Below are 16,318 nucleotides of genomic sequence, written 5' to 3'. Positions count from 1 at the left end.
CAGAACGGTCCCCGACCGCTCCGGCAGGCGTGGAACGGATCATTCGTTGGGGTCGTGCAGCCCCTGGTCGATGGCGTAGAGCGTGAGCTCGACGCGGTTGTGGAGCTGCAGCTTGCGCAGCACGTTCTGCACGTGGTTCTGCACGGTGCGGTGCGAGACGAACAGTTCCTCGGCGATCTCCCGGTACGCCAGCCCCTTGGCGACGCGCCGCAGCACGTCGATCTCCCGGGTGGTCAGCACCGGTCCCTCCTCGTTGTGGGCCCGTGCGACGTTGACCATGCGACGGAACTCGCCGAGCACCAGACCGGCCAGGCCGGGGGTGAACACAGCGTCACCGACGGCGGTGCGCTGCACGCCCTCGATCAACTCGGCCTTGGAGGCAGACTTCACCAGGTAGCCCTTCGCACCGGCCTTCATGGCGCGCAGGACGTCGTCGCGCTCCCCGGAGGCGGACATCACCAGGACGTGGAGGTCGGGGAACTCCCCGAGCAGGATCTCCGTGCAGGAGGCGCCGTCGGGATCCGGGATCTGGAGGTCCATGACCACCACCTCGGGCTTCGTTGCGCGAGCCCGCTGCAGGCACTCCGTCCCGTTCTTCGCTACGGCGACGATCTCGAAGCCGACCTCGGTCAGGTCTTCGCTGAGCGCGTCGATCCACATCGGGTGGTCATCGACGAGCATCACTCGCTTGCGTCCCTCCACGGTCACAACTCTCCCATGTCCACTGGGAACCGCAGCTCCCATTCCGTCCCAAGACCGGGTGACGACTTCAGCATCGCCGACCCGCCCAGCGCCGACATCCGGCCGACGATCGAGTCCTTGATGCCCATCCGACCCCGGATGGATGCATCGGTCACCTGGTCCGCCGACATCCCGACGCCGTTGTCACGAACCCAGAGAATCACCTCGTCATCGGTCTCCTGGTCCAGGAGCACCCATGCCTCGGCATCCTTCCCGGCGTGCTTCTCGACGTTCTTCAGCGCCTCCAACAGCGTAGCCTCCACCTCGTCCACAACCAGGCGGGGAACCATCACCTGGCCGGCCATGGTGGAGACCGTGACCCTGGCGCTCTGGTACTTGTCGAGGGCTGCGGCGAGGTCCACCAGCGCCTCCTCAGCCTGCTCGTCGTCGACGATCTCGCGGTCCCGCAGCAGGTTCCGCAGCTGCGACTCGGACTCACGGGCGAGCGCGGCGAGCCGGATGCCCCTGGGGCCCAGGGAGGGCCCTTCGCGTTCCACGAGCGCCAGCACCTGGAGGGCGCCGTCGTGGACGATCCGGGACAACCGCTCCCGCTCGGCGAGGGCGACAGTCCGGATCCGTTCGCGCTCCTGCTCGGTGATCGACGCCTTGAACTGGCTCATCAGCTCACCCAGCGTGTAGGTGGAGATCAGGGTGATCAGGACCATGTTGACGTGCCCGAGGGTGATCTCGCGGAACGCGAGCAGGTAGACGGCGCTCACGGCCAACGCGCTGGCGAACGCCCACCGGCGGCTGGACAGCACGGCGACGTAGAGCGAGGAGCCCACCATCCACAGGGCGGCCAGCGGCATCGTCGTGGAGTCCTCGCCGACGACGAACGCGGTGCTCGCGACGACGGCGAGCGTCACGGCCAGGTCGGCCAGGAACATCCCGACGGTGCGGCCCGAGGGTTTGCGGAACCGCCAGGACACGAACGCGGTCCAGCCGACGACCACCGCGGTCACGAGTGCGACGGCGAGGGGGTTCGCGGCCTGCGGCATCACGAGGACGAGGTTCTGCACGACCGCGTGCAGGGCGAGCACCCCCCGGACGAGGAGGAGCACGTTCAGCGATCTTCCGAGCAGGTCGTAGCCGTGCCGGAACCAGGAGCTGGTCGCCTTCAGCCAGCTCACCCGGGTGGACTGCTCACCCACGGTCCACGACCGGGGACTGCACCGGGGGCGCTTCCCCACCCCCGGGCCGGGGCAGCACGAAGGCGTCCGAGCCCTTGTCCTTCAGGTCACCCACCTTCACGCGGCTGGCGTAGACGTCGGCGTACTCCTGGCCGGTCAGCTGCTGGATGGCGTACAACGTCTCGTCGGTGACCCAGCGCAGTGTGCGGGTGTCACCCGGCTGGTTGGCGTACTGGCTGAAGCGCAGCGGCTCGCCCACGATGACCAGCGGGCGCCGGATCCAGGGAATGCCGAACAGTCCCTTGACCTTCTGGGTCCCGACCACCCCCACCGGGATCACGGGAACGTCGTTGGCCAGCACCATGCGGGCCATCCCGGTCTTGCCCTTGTACAGCCGGCCGTCGGGCGAGCGGGTGCCCTCGGGGTAGATCGCCACGACCTCGCCCTCTGCGAGCACCTTCGCGATGGCCCCCAGGGACTCCGCACTGGCCCGACCGCCACCACGGTCCATCGGCACCATCTTGATGGCCTTGAGGAACCAGGCGACGATCTTGGATCCCAGCCCGTGCTCACCGGTGAACAGCTCCGCCTTGGCAGGGAACGTCAGGTGCCGGGGAAGCATGGCCGGTACCACGATGGAGTCCATGGCGCCGAGGTGGTTGCTGGCGAGGATCGCTCCCCCGCCCACGGGCACGTTCTCGGCACCCACGATGCGTGCCCTGAACCCGTACTTCACGAGGGGTCCGAAGAGGGCCGCCTTGAAGAATCCGTACCACACCGTTCCAGGCTCCAATCTCTCGCTCAGGCGCCCACTCTAGTGGGCGTGGCGACGGATGAACTCCACCGATTCCCGCTCGATGAGAGGGGCGTCGTGGTCCAGGGTGGCCACGTGGTAGCTGTTCGGCAGCGGCACCAGCCTCGTCCGCGGCAGCTTCGCGAGGATCCTGCGGTGGCTGGAGTCGTCGACGACGTGGTCAACGTCGGAGCGGAACAGGATCACCGGCGCCGTGACGCGTTCGAGATCGGCCCTGACACGGGCCCACAGCCTGGTCATCGTCCAGACGGCGGGGACGCTGACCGACTGGTACCCGCTCTCGGCCACTCCCGACTTCGCGATGTCCGAGGCGATGCCCGGCTGCCTCCTGATGACGTGTTGCAGCACTCCGCTGAGCTCGAGCAGCACGTTGCGCGAGGAGATGCCGGGATTCACGAGCAGCACCCCGGCCACGTCGCGGGTCTGCGCCAGCCGCAGCGCCAACGCACCGCCCATGGAGAGCCCGGCGACGAAGACCTGGCTGCAGGTGGCGGCCAGCTCCCTGTAGGCGGCGTCCACGTCCTCCAGCCACTGCGTCCACGCCACGTCGTGCATGTCGTCCCAGCGGGTGCCGTGACCGGTGAGCCTGGGGACGATCACCTTGGCCGGGACGTCCCTTGCGATGGCGGCGCCCCAGCCGGCCACGGACTGGACGGAGCCGGTGAACCCGTGGCTGACCACCACTCCGATGTCGCCGTCGCCGATGTGGAGGGTTTGGGCCTCCGGCCAGATCTCGTGCATGACGGCCAGCCTAGGGGCGACGGGCCGGTTCAGGCGACGCGTCGCGCCGTGACGTACGGCATCGAGTTCAGCGAGGTGATGCGAACGCCCGAGCGGGGGTTGGCCGCATCCACGATCTTGCCGTTGCCGATGTAGATGCCCACGTGGCTGATGGGGCTGTAGTAGAAGACGAGGTCACCGGGCTGCAGGTCGCTCTTGGCGACCTTGGTGCCCAGACCTGCCTGGCCACGCGACGAGCGGGTGAGGTTGATCCCCACCTGACGGTAGGCATAACTGGTGAGTCCCGAGCAGTCGAAGGTGTTGGGTCCCGAGGTTCCCCAGCGGTAGCTCTTGCCCACCTGGGCCTTGGCCGCTGCCACGGCGCCCAGCGCACGTGAACTGGCGTTCCCGGCGGCGACGGGGGCGGCTGCGCTGGCTGGAGCCTGCTGGCCGCCGGCGGCGGCTTGGGTGCCACGGTCGCGCGATGCCTGGGCGGCGGCGGCTGCTGCACGCCGGTCGGCCTCCTCCTGCTGGCGCTGGCGCTCGAGCTCCAGTTGGCGCAGGCGCTCCTTCTCCTCGGCGTCGAGCCGCTTGTAGACGGCCTCCGCCTCGGCCTCCTTCTGGTCGTACTCGGCTGCCAGCTGCTGCTGGGCCGCCAGGTCCGCCCGGAGGGCCGCGTCGGTCCGCTCTGCCTCGGAACGAAGCTTCTCGACCTCGGACTGGCCCACCTGCAGGGCCTGGAGGTCCGCGTTGCTGCGGTCCGTCTCGTTCTGGATGGTGGCGAGGCTCGACAGGAAGCTGCTCTCCGAGTCGCTCGTCAGCAGTTGCGCAGTCAGGTCGAAACCGCCTGACTGGAACTGGATCACCGCAAGTGCACCGAGATCTGCGGCCATGGCGTCGACCTGGGCCTCCTTGGCACCGAGGTCAGCCTTGACCCGGGCCAGCTTCTCCTCGGACTCCTCGGCCCTGACGATCGCCTCGATGATCTGCTGGTCGATCGCCGAGGACTCCTGCTGGATCCGGTCGAGGTCCGCCTTCGCCTGGGCGACGGCCTCCGGGTCTGCGGCGGCCTGGCCGACGAAACCCATCACGGTGGCTGCGCTGAGCAGGCCCACGAGAGCCAGACGGAACTTCTTCAAGGTGGAACTCCAGTGATCGGAGGAAAGTACAAGCTGAGAGAATCTTAGACGACCCTCAGCCTATCCTCAAACGGTTCCACGCCTCGGTCCGGGCCCGTTCCCGACACCATCCGAAGTGGTGGCACGAGGCCCGCCCGGGCCAGCACGTCGAGGGCCTCCTGCTCCTCCTCGACGAAATCAGCCGTGCTCCCGGGCGGGCCCAGGAGAACGGACATGACACAGTCACCGCACGCCGGCCCACGCATCGTGCAGCCGTCGCAATCAACATGCAAAGTAGCCATGTCCGACAGCCTGCACCCGGGGACTGACAACTCGCCCCGGTGGGCCGGGCGTGCGGCGTCGCGCCTCAGCGCAGGGACACCCTGATGACCTGTCCGCCAGGGGCGACCGATCCGGTGGTGACGTAGGCGTCGTCACCGCGGATGGCGAGCCCGTAGGGAGCGAACAGGTCCCCGACCACCGTGGTGTGGTCACCGCCCGGGTCGACCTCGACGAGCGAGCCGGTGAGTCCGCTCTGGATCCCCTCGTCAGAGATCTGCACCGCGTAGAGCGTGTCACCGGCGAAGGCCATGTCTGTCACGTTCGTGAGGCCGGTGGCATAGACCTCGAGACCGTCGGGACCGTACCGGAAGATGCTGGCAGCCCCCGACTGGAACGGGAATCCGGTCAACTGGCCGATGTAGAGCAGCCCATCGGGTCCGACGGTGGCCACGGTGGGCACCGGCTGGGCCGGGAACGGGTCTGGCGCCCCCGGGAAGGGTGCTGGTGAGACCATGACCGGGTCCAGCACGGCGATTGCTCCGCGAACTCCGTCGTCCCCGCCGCCGAGCAGGAGCACGTCGTTGCCGCCGGCGTCAACGGCGATCATCTCCTTGCCGACACTGAGCAGATCGACCGGGTTGGAGTCGATGCCCTGGCCGTCGGGGTCGTTGGCCGCCTCGAAGGCGAGAAGGTCGGCGCGCACGGAGGGCTGGACGTCCTTGCCCTTGAGCCGCGCGTCCACGATCGTTCCGAGGAGGGAGCCGTCGGCTCCCAACTGGTTGCGGTGCTCCAGGCTTCCCCCCATGCCCATGGCGATGGTGAGGGTGTTGCCCTTGACGAGCACGTCGAAGGGACCGTTCGCCTCCTGGGCGCTCACCGCGGACGGCAGTCCCTCGACGACGCGGGTCTGAGCGCCCTTCTTCGAGATCTTGGTGACGGCGCCGGTGTGGTGGACGCACACCTCCCCGAACTGGGGGTGCTCGAAGCAGGCGCCCGGGGCGTCGGACGGTGCGCCGGACTCCGCGACGTACAGGTCGCCGTTCGGCGCGAACGAGAGCTTTCGTGGGCTGTCGAGCCCGGACGCAACCACCTCGACGGCGGGCGGGTCATCGCCGCCGTTGCCGGCTGCGGGTAGGGCGGCTGCGGATGTGAGGACGAGGGCCATCAGTGCGATGGCGGTGGACGCAGTGCTTCGTTGCATGGTTCCCCCTGTGTTCTCCGGCGCCGGGGCCCTGTGCCCCGTCGCACCTGATCACGTTACGTCCGAAGTCCTCCCACGTAAATGGGTGGCGCACAAGACGCCGGGCATCCCCGGCCGGCATTGTCAGTGGGCGTGCATAGGGTCCCTGGCATGCATGACTCCCAGCCGCAGCAGCCGTCGTTCGAGGAACTTGGCACGCACCTGTCCCAGGTGACGTTCTGCGTCGTGGACCTCGAGACCACGGGGGGCGGGAAGGACTCCGCCATCACGGAGATCGGCGCCGTCAAGGTCCGCGGCGGGGAGATCGTCGGGGAGTTCCAGACCCTGGTGCGCCCGCACGGCCCCATCCCGCCCATGATCCAGGTCCTGACCGGCATCACGGACCTGATGGTGGCCGACGCGCCGCGCCTGTCGCAGGCCATGCCTCCCTTTGCCGAGTTCGCGGCCGGCTGCGTGCTGGTGGCCCACAACGCCCCGTTCGACGTCGGATTCATCCAGCGCGCCCACCAGGAGCTCGGCATGCCATGGCGACGTCCGACGGTGGTTGACACCGTGACGCTCGCCCGTCAGGTACTGCTCAAGGAGGAGGTCCGCAACTGCAAGCTCGCCACGCTGGCCGCACACTTCAACGCCACCACGGTGCCCAACCACCGGGCACTCAGCGACGCGCGCGCCACCGTCGACGTGCTCCACGGGCTGCTCGAGCGGGTCGGGAACCTGGGTGTGCACACCCTCGAGGACCTCGGTGAGCTCACCGCCCGGGTGTCGCCGGACCGCAGGGCGAAGCGCGTGTGGGCGAAGGAGGCCCCCGAAGGGCCCGGCGTCTACTGGTTCCTGCACGACGGGCCCGACGCCGACGGCACGCGGCGCTCGGAGGTGCTCTACGTGGGCAAGTCGAACAACCTGCGCGCCCGGGTCCGCAGCTACTTCTCTGCCTCCGAGCAGCGCGGACGCATCCACGAGATGGTGCGCGTCGCCACCGGGCTACGGTTCCTGCGCTGCTCGACGCACCTGGAGGCCGAGGTGCGGGAGCTGCGGATGATCGCCGCGCATGCACCGCGCTACAACCGGCGCTCCAGGAACCAGAAGAAGCTCCAGTGGCTGAAACTGACCGACGAGGCCTTCCCCCGCCTGTCGGTGGTGCGCAAGGTGACCGGGAAGGGGACGTTCTGGGGGCCCTTCAGCTCCACCGAGGCCGCCCAGGAGGCGGCCATGGCCATCCACGAGGCGTACCCGCTGCGGCAGTGTGGGGGTCGGCTCTCGGCAACGAGGCCCTCCCAGTCCTGCGCGCTGGCGGAGATGGGCAGGTGCCTGGCACCGTGCGAGCTGGGCGACGGCGCGCAGCGCTACGCAGCGGTGGTGGAGGAGGTGCGCCGCGCGTGGGCGCTCGACGTGCGGCCCGTGCTCCGCTCGGTCAGGGAACGGCTCGGCAGGCTCACGCAGGAGGAGCGCTTCGAGGAGGCCGCCGCGGTCACCGAGCGGTTGAAGGCCTTCTACCGGACCTCGGTGCGCCACCACCGGCTCCGCTCGCTGGCGGCCTGCCGGGAGATCGTGGCCACGGCCCGGGAGGGCACGGGCTGGGCCATCCATGTCATCCGGTTCGGGAAGCTGGCCGGCGCGGCCACGGCCACCACCAGCGAGGTCCGGGAGGTCGCACGGGAACTGGCGGGGGTCTCCGAGACCGTGCTGCAACCGGACGGGGGAATCCCCGCAGGCAGCGTCGAGGAGGCGGAGCGGATCGCGGCCTGGCTGGAATCCGACGGCGTGCGGCTGCTGTCCGTCGACGGCGAGTGGTCCTGGCCCCTGCACGCGGGCCTGGAGCCCGAGGCCCTCACCGCAGAGTTGATCGGCAGGAGGGCCCCGGCGCTGGACCTGGCGTTCCCGCCCGAACTGGCGGACGACCACCGGGCCGGCCGCCGTCGGCACAGGGTCAGGACAGGGTGACGGACTTGATCACAATGTCAGTGGTGGGACGGTCACGGAAGTCGGTCTCGGTCTCGGCGATCGCATCCACCACCTTGCGGCTCTCCTCGTCCTTGACCTCACCGAAGATGGTGTGGCGACGGTTCAGGTGCGGGGTGGGGACGACTGTGATGAAGAACTGCGAACCGTTGGTGCCGGGGCCGGCGTTGGCCATCCCGAGCAGGTACGGGCGGTCGTAGCTCAGCTCGGGGTGGAACTCGTCGGCGAACTGGTAGCCGGGGTTGCCGGTACCGGTGCCGAGCGGGCAGCCGGTCTGCACCATGAAGCCGTCGATGACACGGTGGAACTTGATTCCGTCGTAGAAGTTCCCGGTCTTGGTCTCACCGGTCTCGGCGTCGCGGTACTCCTTGGTGCCGCCTGCCAGTCCGGTGAAGTTGGCGACGGTGACGGGCGCCTGGTCGTCGAACAGTTCCATGACGATGTCGCCCACGGTGGTGTGGAGGGTCGCGGTGCTCATTCTCGTCCTTTCGTTGGAGGTCTTGTCCGGCCAACCTACTGGGTGCGGCCCAAATTGCCATGTCGGGAACCCACGACGCGGTAGCGTGGTAGACGCTCGACCACGAGCCAAACCAATTGGAGGAAATCGTGAACAAGACACGAGAGCTCAAGAAGGCCGCCGCAGAAGCCGCCGCCACCACCGCCGACGCCGGCCAGAAGGTCCTCGACGATGGAATCGCGCGCGCATCCGAGTTCCTGGGCGAGGCCCAGAAGGTTGCTGCGGGCATCATCGACGAGGCCCAGAAGCGGGCCGTCCCGGCCGCCAGGGACGCTGGGGTCCGCGCCGCCGACTACGCCTCGAAGAGGCTGGACTCCTGGGAGCCGCACATCCGCGACGCCCTGGACAAGGTCGCGCCGGCAGTCGAGGCCGCCAAGGACAAGGTCTCCGACGACCTGCTCCCCCGCCTGCAGACGATGCTGCACGACGTCGCCGAACACCCCGCCCTCGTCGAGGCCGGCAAGCGCGGCGAGGCCGCGGCCCTTGCCCTCAAGGGCGAACTCGAGCCGAAGAAGAAGGGCGGAAAGCTCAAGGCATTCGGGAAGGTCGTCGCCATCGGCGCCATCGTCGCGGGCGCGGTGGCCGCCGTCCGTCACTTCCTGACCCCCAAGGACGACGGCTGGACCGCCCACGAGCCCTCCAAGGCCTACGTGAACAACAACGACAGCTTCGCGACGGCCGCGCGCATGCGCGACGAGGAGGCCACTCCGAGCACGGCCACCGACGCCCCCACCGACGGCTCGCCCGTCGACGAGGAGACCGCCACGGAAGCCGTCGACGAGACGGCCACCGCCGCAGAGGACGCTCCCACCACGGAGTCGACCGACGCGACTGCCACTCCCGAGTACGGTGAGGGCGCCTACGTCGGGAGCAACCCGCCCGAGGGCTTCGCCATCAAGGGCAACGAGCGCTCCAAGAAGTACCACCTCGCCGGCTCCGGCGGGTACGAGCGCACCATCGCCGAGGTCTGGTTCAACTCCGAGGAGGCAGCCCAGGCCGCCGGTTTCACCAAGGCCCAGCGCTGACCCATTCCGCCAGAGGCGCCCACCGAGATCCCGGTGGGCGCCTCTGGCATTCCCTGCACTTTTCCACAGGCAGCCGGCCACCGCTGCGCAGCGGACCGGTGCGCCGATAGCCTCGCGCCATGATCTGGGTCCTGGCCGCAGCCGCCGCGACGGCCTCCGCCGCCCTGCACCAGCGGTTCGTGGTCCCAAGGCTCCCCGCGCCGCATCTCGACGAGGGCGAGACTGCCCCCGACTACGGCGCCCTGGCCGGCGCGCGCGACGTGCTCGGAGCCGCTGTCCTCGCCCTCCTCGCCGCGACTTTGGTGCTGCCCGGCGCCGGCGAGCCGCGCCTGCTCTTGTGGACCGCCTACCTGGGCGCCGGCGCAGCGCTGGTGTGGGTGGACCTGCGCACCACTTGGCTGCCCCGCAGGCTGAACCAGTTGTGCCTGGCGCAGGTACTCCTCGGGCTGATCGCGCTCGGGACCACGGACTGGCGCGCCGCGCTCGCCGGGCTGGCGGGCGGACTCGCGGCACTCGGGCTGTTCCACATGGTGTGGCGGCTCGGCACCGGGTTCGGCTATGGGGACGTGCGGCTGGCGGCCATCGTGGGCGTCGTCGCCGGTTCGTCGGGTCCGCAGCACTGGCTCACCAGCATCCTGGCAGGCACTTCGGTGGGAGCCCTGTGGGCTGTGGCCCACACCGTCGGCAACCGTCGCCGCGGTGGCCCGGCGCACTTCCCGTACGGGCCTGCGCTGTGGCTCGGCCCCGTGCTGGCGACGTGGCTCAGCGGTTGGTGATCTCCACCCACTTGCCCAGCAGCGCCTCGGCGGCACCCGAGTCGATAGCGCTCCGGACGTCGGTCATGGTCTCGCGCAGCTGCTCCACCAGGTCCAGTACGGGGCTCACCCCGCGGTAGGCCAGCAGCGCGGCGGCCGCGTTCAGCACAACGATGTCCCGCACCGGGCCCGACTTGCCTGCCACGAGATCACGGACCACCTGGGCGTTGTGCTCGGCCGGGCCGCCGGTCAGGTCCGCCGGCGCGGAGGGCTGCAGGCCCAGGTCGAGCGGATCGAGCGTGGTGCGGTGGACGCGTCCGTCGGTGACCAGCCACACGTCGGAGGGCGACGTGGTGGTCAGCTCGTCCAGTCCGTCGAAGCCGCGGAACACGAGGCCGCGCACACCGCGGCCGGCGAGCACCCGTGCGATCACGGGGGCGATGTCGTCATTGGCAACCCCGAGCGCCATGGCCCTGGGACGGGCCGGGTTGGACAGGGGGCCCAGGAAGTTGAAGGTGGTCTGGATCGCCAGTTGCTTGCGCACGCCGGAGACGTTCTTCATCGCCGGGTGGTAGAGCTGCGCGAACAGGAACACGATGCCGGCCTCGTCGAGCACCGCGGCCTGGCGGGAGGGCTCGAGCATGATGTTGACCCCGAGTGCCTCGAGGGTGTCGGCGGTCCCGGCCTGCGACGACGCGGCGCGGCTGCCGTGCTTGACCACCTTCGCGCCCGCCGCGGCGGCGACGATCGCGGACATGGTCGAGATGTTCACGGTGTTTGCACGGTCCCCGCCGGTGCCGACGACGTCCACGGCCTCGTCGTCGAGGAGGATCGGTGTGGCGTTGGCGAGCATCGCGGCGGACAGGCCCGAGATCTCGTCCTCGGTCTCGCCCTTGGCGCGCAGCGCGACGAGCAGGGCCGCGAGTTGGACCTCACTGGCACGGCCGTTGAAGATCTCGTTCAGCGCCCACTCGGCGGCCTCGGCCTCGAGCCCCTCGCTCCGGACGAGTCCGGTGAGGATGTCGGGCCACGAGAAACTCACGGGGCGACGACCTTGCCGCGCAGCAGCTCGGCAACCTGCTCGGGGAGGCGCATCGGGTCCACGGGGAACGGGGAGAGCGCCTCGGCCTGGGTCCAGGTCCCGAGCCAGGCGTCGGCGACGCGGCGGATCAGGAGCAGGACGGGCGGGCAGTCCACGTACTCGTTCTTCACCTGGTGCGCCAGGCCGTAGCCACCCTCGGGCTGCGCGTCGCCGTCCATGATGATCAGCGAGTAGTCGGTGCCGCCCGCGTCCAGGGTGCGCAGCAGCGCGGGTCCGGTCGCGACCTCGAACACCTCGATCTCGGGGAGGTCCCGGGCCACCTTGCGTCCGAGCGTGAGTCGGATGTCCTCACGAACCGTCCGGTCGTCGGAGAACAGGAGCACCTTCAGGGTGTCTCGGTCGTCACTCATGTCTTTCGCCATCCTCGCCACCGCGATCCGCGGTATCGCTACCTTTGCACCTGGAACGAATCGTAGCCAACCTCGTGCCATGGGGCCACGAGAGGCCTTAGGGCACCCCGGTCGGCACCCGGTACCACAGGTGGTGTACGGACACAACCGTTCTACCTTGTGCATACCGGGGCGTTTGCGGCCATAATGGGGCGCGTGGCCAGCAAACATGAGACTTTGACAACACCCATTGAGGTCCCGACGGACGCGATCCACCCCATCGCACCGTCCCGCCTCAACAAGCCCAAGGGGCGCCCCGACACCTTGAGCGTCGGCGTCATGATCTGGCTCGCCAGTGAACTCATGTTCTTCGCCGCCCTGTTCGCGGCCTACTTCTGGATCCGCAACGTCACGACGCAGCAGGCCGGCGACGGCGTCAGCCTGTGGGACTCGATGACCACGCACCTCGACGTGCCCTTCGGCAGCATCAACACCGCGATCCTGGTGCTCAGCTCGTTCACCTGCCAGATCGGCGCGAACGCCGCCGAGCGCGGCCGCGTGAACGGCCCCTGGCTGAACCCGCTCAAGTGGGGGATGCGGCAGGCGTTCACCATCACCTTCGTCCTGGGCTCCGCGTTCGTCGCGGGCCAGGTGTGGGAGTACTTCACGCTGTTCAGCGAGGGCTTCTTCATCTCGACCAACGTCTACTGGTCCATCTTCTTCCTCGCCACCGGTTTCCACGGCCTCCATGTCATCGGCGGCCTGATCGCCTTCCTCTTCGTTCTGGCACGTTCGTACATGACGCGGACCCACACCCACGAGCAGACCGTCTCCGCACACGTCGTCAGCTACTACTGGCACTTCGTCGACGTGGTCTGGATCGTCCTGTTCGGCGTCCTCTACTTCCTCCGCTGAGCCCGAGAGACAACCAGGAGAACATCGTGAAGTTTTTGTCCAAGCGACGCAAGCACTCGGCGGCGAAGCCGCTGCTGCTCGTGCTGGCGCTACTGGCCGTCGGGCTCGGCTACTCGTTCGTCGCCCCCCAGCAGACCTCCGCCGAGACGGAGATGACCCAGCAGATCGAGGAGGGCAAGGCCCTCTTCGACGTCAGCTGCTCCTCCTGCCACGGCCTCAACGGCGAGGGCACCACCCAGGGCCCCAGCCTGATCGGCGTGGGCGCGGCGTCCGTCGACTTCCAGATGGGCACCGGACGCATGCCCGCCGCCCGCCCCGAGGTCCAGATCCCCGCACGCCCCGTCATCTACTCCCAGGAGCAGATCGACGCCGTGGCCGCCTACGTCGCCTCGCTGGGCACCGGACCGGAGGTCCCGCAGGAGGACCAGTACTCCCCCGAGGGCCTCACCGCTGAGGAGGTCGCCCAGGGCGGCGCCCTGTTCCGCGCCAACTGCTCCGCCTGCCACGGCATCGTCGGCGGCGGCGGCGCCCTGCCGAACGGCAAGTACGCACCCTCGCTCTTCGAGACCGAGGACGTGCACATCTGGGAGGCCATGCGCACCGGGCCCCAGCAGATGCCCGTGTTCTCCAAGGACGTGCTGCACGACGAGGACGTCCGCAAGATCATCGGGTTCATCGACGCCCAGCAGGACGCCCCCACATACGGCGGCCAGCCCATCGGCAGCAACGGCCCGGTCTCCGAGGGATTCTGGATCTTCATCGTCGGCATCGGCGGCCTGATCATCGTCGGCGGCTGGATCGCCAAGAAGGGGGCCCGAGCCCGATGAGCCACGACAACCTGCCCGTCAAGGACCCCGACCTGGGCCACTCGGTGCCGAACCCCGGACTGGAGGAGCACGTCGAGCGCTACACCGACGCCAACGAGGCCGCGGGCAACCGCGCCTACGCCGCCGTCGTCGGCATGCTGGCCGCAGTCCCGCTGCTGGCCATCGCGTTCCTGGTGGTCTACTTCGCCGTCCCGAACGACCTGCTGCTGGACGTCCGCTTCGGCGAGGTGCACTTCCTCACCGCCAACGCACAGAACTTCTGGCTCGGTCTCACCTCCGGCCTCGCGGTGCTGCTGATCGGGCTCGCGCTGATCCAGTGGGCCCGCGTGATCATGGGCGACGAGGAGAGCGTTGAGATGCGCCACTCCGCCGCCTCGAGCGAGGAGGACCGTGCGGTCTTCGTCGAGGAGTGGGAGGCCGGCGCCAAGCAGTCCGGACTCGGCCGTCGCAAGCTCATCGGCGGCGCCCTCGCCGGCGCCCTCGGGTTCGCGGTGCTCCCGGCCGTCGTCCTGCTGGCCGACATGGGCCCGTGGCCCACCCGCAGCAAGCGCGCCGAGACCATCGAGCGCACCATCTGGGCCGAGGGCGTCAAGCTCGTCAACGACGAGACGTGGCGGCCCATCCGTCCCGAGCACCTCGAGATCGGGCAGCTCGTCAACGCGCAGCCCGAGAACCTGAAGCAGTTCCACGGCTCCGCGTTCCAGGTCGAGAAGGCCAAGTCCTCCCTCGTCATCGTCCGGATGGACCCGGAGTCGATCAAGATCCCGGACTCCCGCAAGGACTGGCACGTCAGCGGCATCCTCGCCTACTCCAAGATCTGCACCCACGTCGGCTGCCCCATCAGCCTGTGGGAGCGCCAGACCCACCACCTGCTGTGCCCGTGCCACCAGTCGACGTTCGACCTCGGCAACTCCGGCGTGGTGGTATTCGGCCCCGCGGCCCGCTCCCTGCCCCAGCTGCCGATCAAGGTCAGCAGCGACGGCTACCTCGTCGCGCAGAGCGACTTCACGGTGCCCGTGGGCCCCAGCTACTTCGAGCGCGACTCGAGTGAAGACTTCAAGGACGGTGACCAGTGATGGCAAGGCCAACCACGATCGGTGACGCCTCCCCCGTCATCGAGCCCGCCGTGGCTCCCACCACCAAGCGGAACCCTGCCGCCCCAGCACTGAAGTGGGGCGACGACCGAGTCGGGTTGGGCAAGATCAGCCGATTCGCCCTGCGCAAGGTGTTCCCCGACCACTGGAGCTTCCTGCTGGGCGAGATCGCCCTGTACTCGTTCATCATCCTGCTGCTGACCGGCGTGTTCCTGACCATCTGGTTCAAGCCGTCGATGGCCGAGATCGAGTACGACGGCACCTACCAGCTCCTGAAGGGCATCCCGGTCTCCGAGGCGTTCGCCTCCACGCTGCACATCAGCTTCGACGTGCGCGGTGGCCTCCTGGTCCGCCAGATCCACCACTGGGCCGCCCTGCTGTTCGTCGCCGCCGCGTTCGTGCACATGCTTCGCGTGTTCTTCACGGGCGCCTACCGCAAGCCGCGCGAGGTGAACTGGCTGGTCGGCATCGGCCTGATGGCACTGTCCACCATCGCCGGGTTCGCCGGCTACTCGCTGCCCGACGACCTGCTCTCCGGCACCGGCCTGCGGTTCGCCGACGGCCTGATCCGATCCATCCCGATCATCGGCACCTGGGCGGAGTTCTTCGTCTTCGGTGGTGAGTTCCCGGGCGAGTTGATCATCGCGCGCCTCTACATGGTGCACATCCTGCTGGTCCCCGGCCTGCTGCTCGGCCTGGTCTCGCTGCACCTGGCGCTCGTGGTCTACCACAAGCACACCCAGTTCCCCGGCGCCGGCCGCACCGAGAACAACGTCGTCGGATACCCCGTCTTCCCCGTCTACGCGGCCAAGGCCGGCGGCTTCTTCTTCGTCGTGTTCGGGTTCAGCGTCCTGCTGGGCGGCCTGGTCCAGATCAACCCGGTCTGGCTCTACGGGCCCTACGACCCCGCCAAGGTGACCGCCGGTTCCCAGCCGGACTGGTACATGGGCTGGCTCGAGGGCGCCGTGCGCATCATGCCCGGCTGGGAGACCCACGTGCTGGGCACCACCTGGTCCTGGAACGTGTTCCTGCCCGGTGTCGGGTTGATGGGCCTGCTGTTCACCCTGCTGGGGCTGTGGCCGTTCGTGGAGCGTTGGCTGACCGGCGACACCCGCGAGCACCACCTGCTGCAGCGTCCGCGCAACGCCCCCACGCGCACCGCGTTCGGCGTTGCCGGCATGGTCTGCTTCGCGCTGTTCCTGATCGCCGGTGGCAACGACATCGTCGCCACCCGGTTCGGCCTCAGCCTGAACGCGATCACGGTCGCGCTGCGGGTCCTGGTGTTCCTCGGTCCTGTCATCGCGTTCATCGTCACGAAGCGGATCTGCCTCGGGCTGCAGCGCAAGGACCGCGAACGGGTGCTGCACGGCTCCGAGACCGGCATCATCCAGCGCTCCCCCGGCGGCGGCTACTCCGAGCCGCACCTGCCGATCCACGAGAACGAGAAGTTCCTGTTGACCCAGCACGTCCAGCGCCAACCCCTCGAGGTGTCCCCGGACACCGACGAGAACGGCGTGCGGATCTCGCAGGAGGTCTCCAGCACGCGTGCCCGCCTGTCGCGCTGGTACCTCGGCCACGACGTCCCCAAGCCCACGGCCGCGGAGATCGCCGAGGCCGACCACCACGGCGAGGACGGCCACGAACTCGAGGGCCAGGCGGAGCACCAGGCACTCGAGGACCGTCAGCCCGAACCCGCCAACGACTGACCCGGGCCCAGTACCCGGCCGAGGAGGCCCGCCCCACGTGGGGCGGGCCTGCTTCGTCTTCCGGACCGGGAGTTGACATA

At 69.0% G+C, this 16,318-nt stretch carries 16 protein-coding genes; 7 read left to right on the top strand and 9 right to left on the bottom strand.

Annotated features, from left to right (window positions below):
• Window positions 1–39: 39 nt before the first annotated feature.
• The 6 genes from FOJ82_RS07035 to FOJ82_RS07005 all read right to left on the bottom strand — a co-directional run bounded on the left by FOJ82_RS07035 (window position 40) and on the right by FOJ82_RS07005 (window position 6,006).
• The gene (locus FOJ82_RS07035) at window positions 40–744 is read right to left on the bottom strand and encodes a response regulator (RefSeq protein ID WP_143937748.1); all 705 of its coding nucleotides are present in this window, start codon (window positions 742–744) and stop codon (window positions 40–42) included.
• Window positions 705–1,871 carry a sensor histidine kinase gene (locus FOJ82_RS07030; protein ID WP_143937747.1) on the bottom strand — a complete coding sequence of 389 codons (1,167 nt, stop codon included), beginning with the start codon at window positions 1,869–1,871 and terminating at the stop codon, window positions 705–707. Before FOJ82_RS07030 ends, FOJ82_RS07035 begins: the two co-directional genes overlap by 40 nt.
• A gap of 13 nt (window positions 1,872–1,884) precedes the next feature.
• Complete coding sequence (locus tag FOJ82_RS07025) at window positions 1,885–2,649, bottom strand: lysophospholipid acyltransferase family protein (RefSeq protein WP_143937746.1); 765 nt, start codon at window positions 2,647–2,649, stop codon at window positions 1,885–1,887.
• Between the two features lie 36 nt (window positions 2,650–2,685).
• Window positions 2,686–3,426 (bottom strand): alpha/beta hydrolase, encoded by a 741-nt coding sequence (locus tag FOJ82_RS07020; protein WP_143937745.1) that lies wholly within the window; start codon window positions 3,424–3,426, stop codon window positions 2,686–2,688.
• Window positions 3,427–3,455: 29 nt separating this feature from the next.
• A complete protein-coding gene (locus FOJ82_RS07015) occupies window positions 3,456–4,544 on the bottom strand; it encodes a C40 family peptidase (RefSeq protein ID WP_143937744.1) in 1,089 nt (362 codons plus the stop codon).
• Between the two features lie 346 nt (window positions 4,545–4,890).
• Window positions 4,891–6,006 (bottom strand): ScyD/ScyE family protein, encoded by a 1,116-nt coding sequence (locus FOJ82_RS07005; RefSeq protein WP_143937742.1) that lies wholly within the window; start codon window positions 6,004–6,006, stop codon window positions 4,891–4,893.
• Window positions 6,007–6,156: 150 nt separating this feature from the next.
• On the opposite strand from FOJ82_RS07005, the gene FOJ82_RS07000 reads away from it, so the two are divergent.
• Entirely contained in the window at window positions 6,157–7,950 is a 1,794-nt protein-coding gene (locus FOJ82_RS07000; protein WP_143937741.1) for a DEDD exonuclease domain-containing protein, read from the top strand.
• On the opposite strand, the gene FOJ82_RS06995 is transcribed toward FOJ82_RS07000, so the two are convergent.
• A complete protein-coding gene (locus tag FOJ82_RS06995; RefSeq protein WP_143937740.1) occupies window positions 7,937–8,446 on the bottom strand; it encodes a peptidylprolyl isomerase in 510 nt (169 codons plus the stop codon). The genes FOJ82_RS07000 and FOJ82_RS06995 overlap by 14 nt on opposite strands.
• A gap of 128 nt (window positions 8,447–8,574) precedes the next feature.
• Here FOJ82_RS06995 and FOJ82_RS16945 point away from each other — a divergent pair, with 128 nt between their 5' ends.
• Both FOJ82_RS16945 and FOJ82_RS06985 read left to right on the top strand, forming a co-directional pair.
• Complete coding sequence (locus FOJ82_RS16945; RefSeq protein WP_143937739.1) at window positions 8,575–9,510, top strand: sunset domain-containing protein; 936 nt, start codon at window positions 8,575–8,577, stop codon at window positions 9,508–9,510.
• Between the two features lie 119 nt (window positions 9,511–9,629).
• A complete protein-coding gene (locus tag FOJ82_RS06985) occupies window positions 9,630–10,286 on the top strand; it encodes a prepilin peptidase (protein WP_143937738.1) in 657 nt (218 codons plus the stop codon).
• Here FOJ82_RS06985 and trpD read toward each other — a convergent pair.
• Together trpD and FOJ82_RS06975 are read right to left on the bottom strand one after the other, a co-directional pair.
• Window positions 10,273–11,307, bottom strand: coding sequence for an anthranilate phosphoribosyltransferase (gene trpD / locus FOJ82_RS06980; RefSeq protein ID WP_143937737.1), 1,035 nt, complete (start codon window positions 11,305–11,307; stop codon window positions 10,273–10,275). The two genes, FOJ82_RS06985 and trpD, sit on opposite strands and share 14 nt — an antisense overlap.
• The gene (locus tag FOJ82_RS06975; protein WP_143937736.1) at window positions 11,304–11,717 is read right to left on the bottom strand and encodes a response regulator; all 414 of its coding nucleotides are present in this window, start codon (window positions 11,715–11,717) and stop codon (window positions 11,304–11,306) included. Before FOJ82_RS06975 ends, trpD begins: the two co-directional genes overlap by 4 nt.
• Window positions 11,718–11,933: 216 nt before the next feature.
• Here FOJ82_RS06975 and ctaE point away from each other — a divergent pair, with 216 nt between their 5' ends.
• The 4 genes from ctaE to qcrB are packed head-to-tail and all read left to right on the top strand — an operon-like array spanning window position 11,934 to window position 16,238.
• Window positions 11,934–12,611, top strand: a complete 678-nt coding sequence (gene ctaE, locus FOJ82_RS06970; RefSeq protein ID WP_484421957.1) for an aa3-type cytochrome oxidase subunit III — start codon at window positions 11,934–11,936, stop codon at window positions 12,609–12,611.
• 26 nt (window positions 12,612–12,637) lie between these two features.
• On the top strand, window positions 12,638–13,438 hold the full coding sequence (gene qcrC / locus FOJ82_RS06965; protein ID WP_143937734.1) for a cytochrome bc1 complex diheme cytochrome c subunit: 801 nt from the start codon (window positions 12,638–12,640) through the stop codon (window positions 13,436–13,438).
• Window positions 13,435–14,514 (top strand): cytochrome bc1 complex Rieske iron-sulfur subunit, encoded by a 1,080-nt coding sequence (gene qcrA / locus FOJ82_RS06960; RefSeq protein WP_143937733.1) that lies wholly within the window; start codon window positions 13,435–13,437, stop codon window positions 14,512–14,514. The genes qcrC and qcrA overlap by 4 nt, the downstream gene beginning before the upstream one ends.
• A complete protein-coding gene (qcrB, locus tag FOJ82_RS06955; RefSeq protein WP_143937732.1) occupies window positions 14,514–16,238 on the top strand; it encodes a cytochrome bc1 complex cytochrome b subunit in 1,725 nt (574 codons plus the stop codon). Before qcrA ends, qcrB begins: the two co-directional genes overlap by 1 nt.
• The last annotated feature ends 80 nt before the right edge of the window (window positions 16,239–16,318 follow it).

The sequence above is a fragment of the Tessaracoccus rhinocerotis genome (assembly GCF_007197885.1).
In the GTDB taxonomy this organism is placed as follows: domain Bacteria; phylum Actinomycetota; class Actinomycetes; order Propionibacteriales; family Propionibacteriaceae; genus Arachnia; species Arachnia rhinocerotis.
Note: the sequence above shows the minus strand (reverse complement) of the source record. Positions and strands in the feature narration are given on the sequence as shown.

Coding starts and splice junctions, on each gene's coding strand:
- FOJ82_RS07035 (WP_143937748.1), bottom strand. CDS start 744: ATGGGAGCTGCGGTTCCCAGTGGACATGGGAGAGTTGTGACCGTGGAG.
- FOJ82_RS07020 (WP_143937745.1), bottom strand. CDS start 3,426: ATGCACGAGATCTGGCCGGAGGCCCAAACCCTCCACATCGGCGACGGC.
- FOJ82_RS07005 (WP_143937742.1), bottom strand. CDS start 6,006: ATGCAACGAAGCACTGCGTCCACCGCCATCGCACTGATGGCCCTCGTC.
- FOJ82_RS07000 (WP_143937741.1), top strand. CDS start 6,157: ATGCATGACTCCCAGCCGCAGCAGCCGTCGTTCGAGGAACTTGGCACG.
- FOJ82_RS06995 (WP_143937740.1), bottom strand. CDS start 8,446: ATGAGCACCGCGACCCTCCACACCACCGTGGGCGACATCGTCATGGAA.
- FOJ82_RS06985 (WP_143937738.1), top strand. CDS start 9,630: ATGATCTGGGTCCTGGCCGCAGCCGCCGCGACGGCCTCCGCCGCCCTG.
- FOJ82_RS06975 (WP_143937736.1), bottom strand. CDS start 11,717: ATGAGTGACGACCGAGACACCCTGAAGGTGCTCCTGTTCTCCGACGAC.
- qcrA (WP_143937733.1), top strand. CDS start 13,435: ATGAGCCACGACAACCTGCCCGTCAAGGACCCCGACCTGGGCCACTCG.
- qcrB (WP_143937732.1), top strand. CDS start 14,514: ATGGCAAGGCCAACCACGATCGGTGACGCCTCCCCCGTCATCGAGCCC.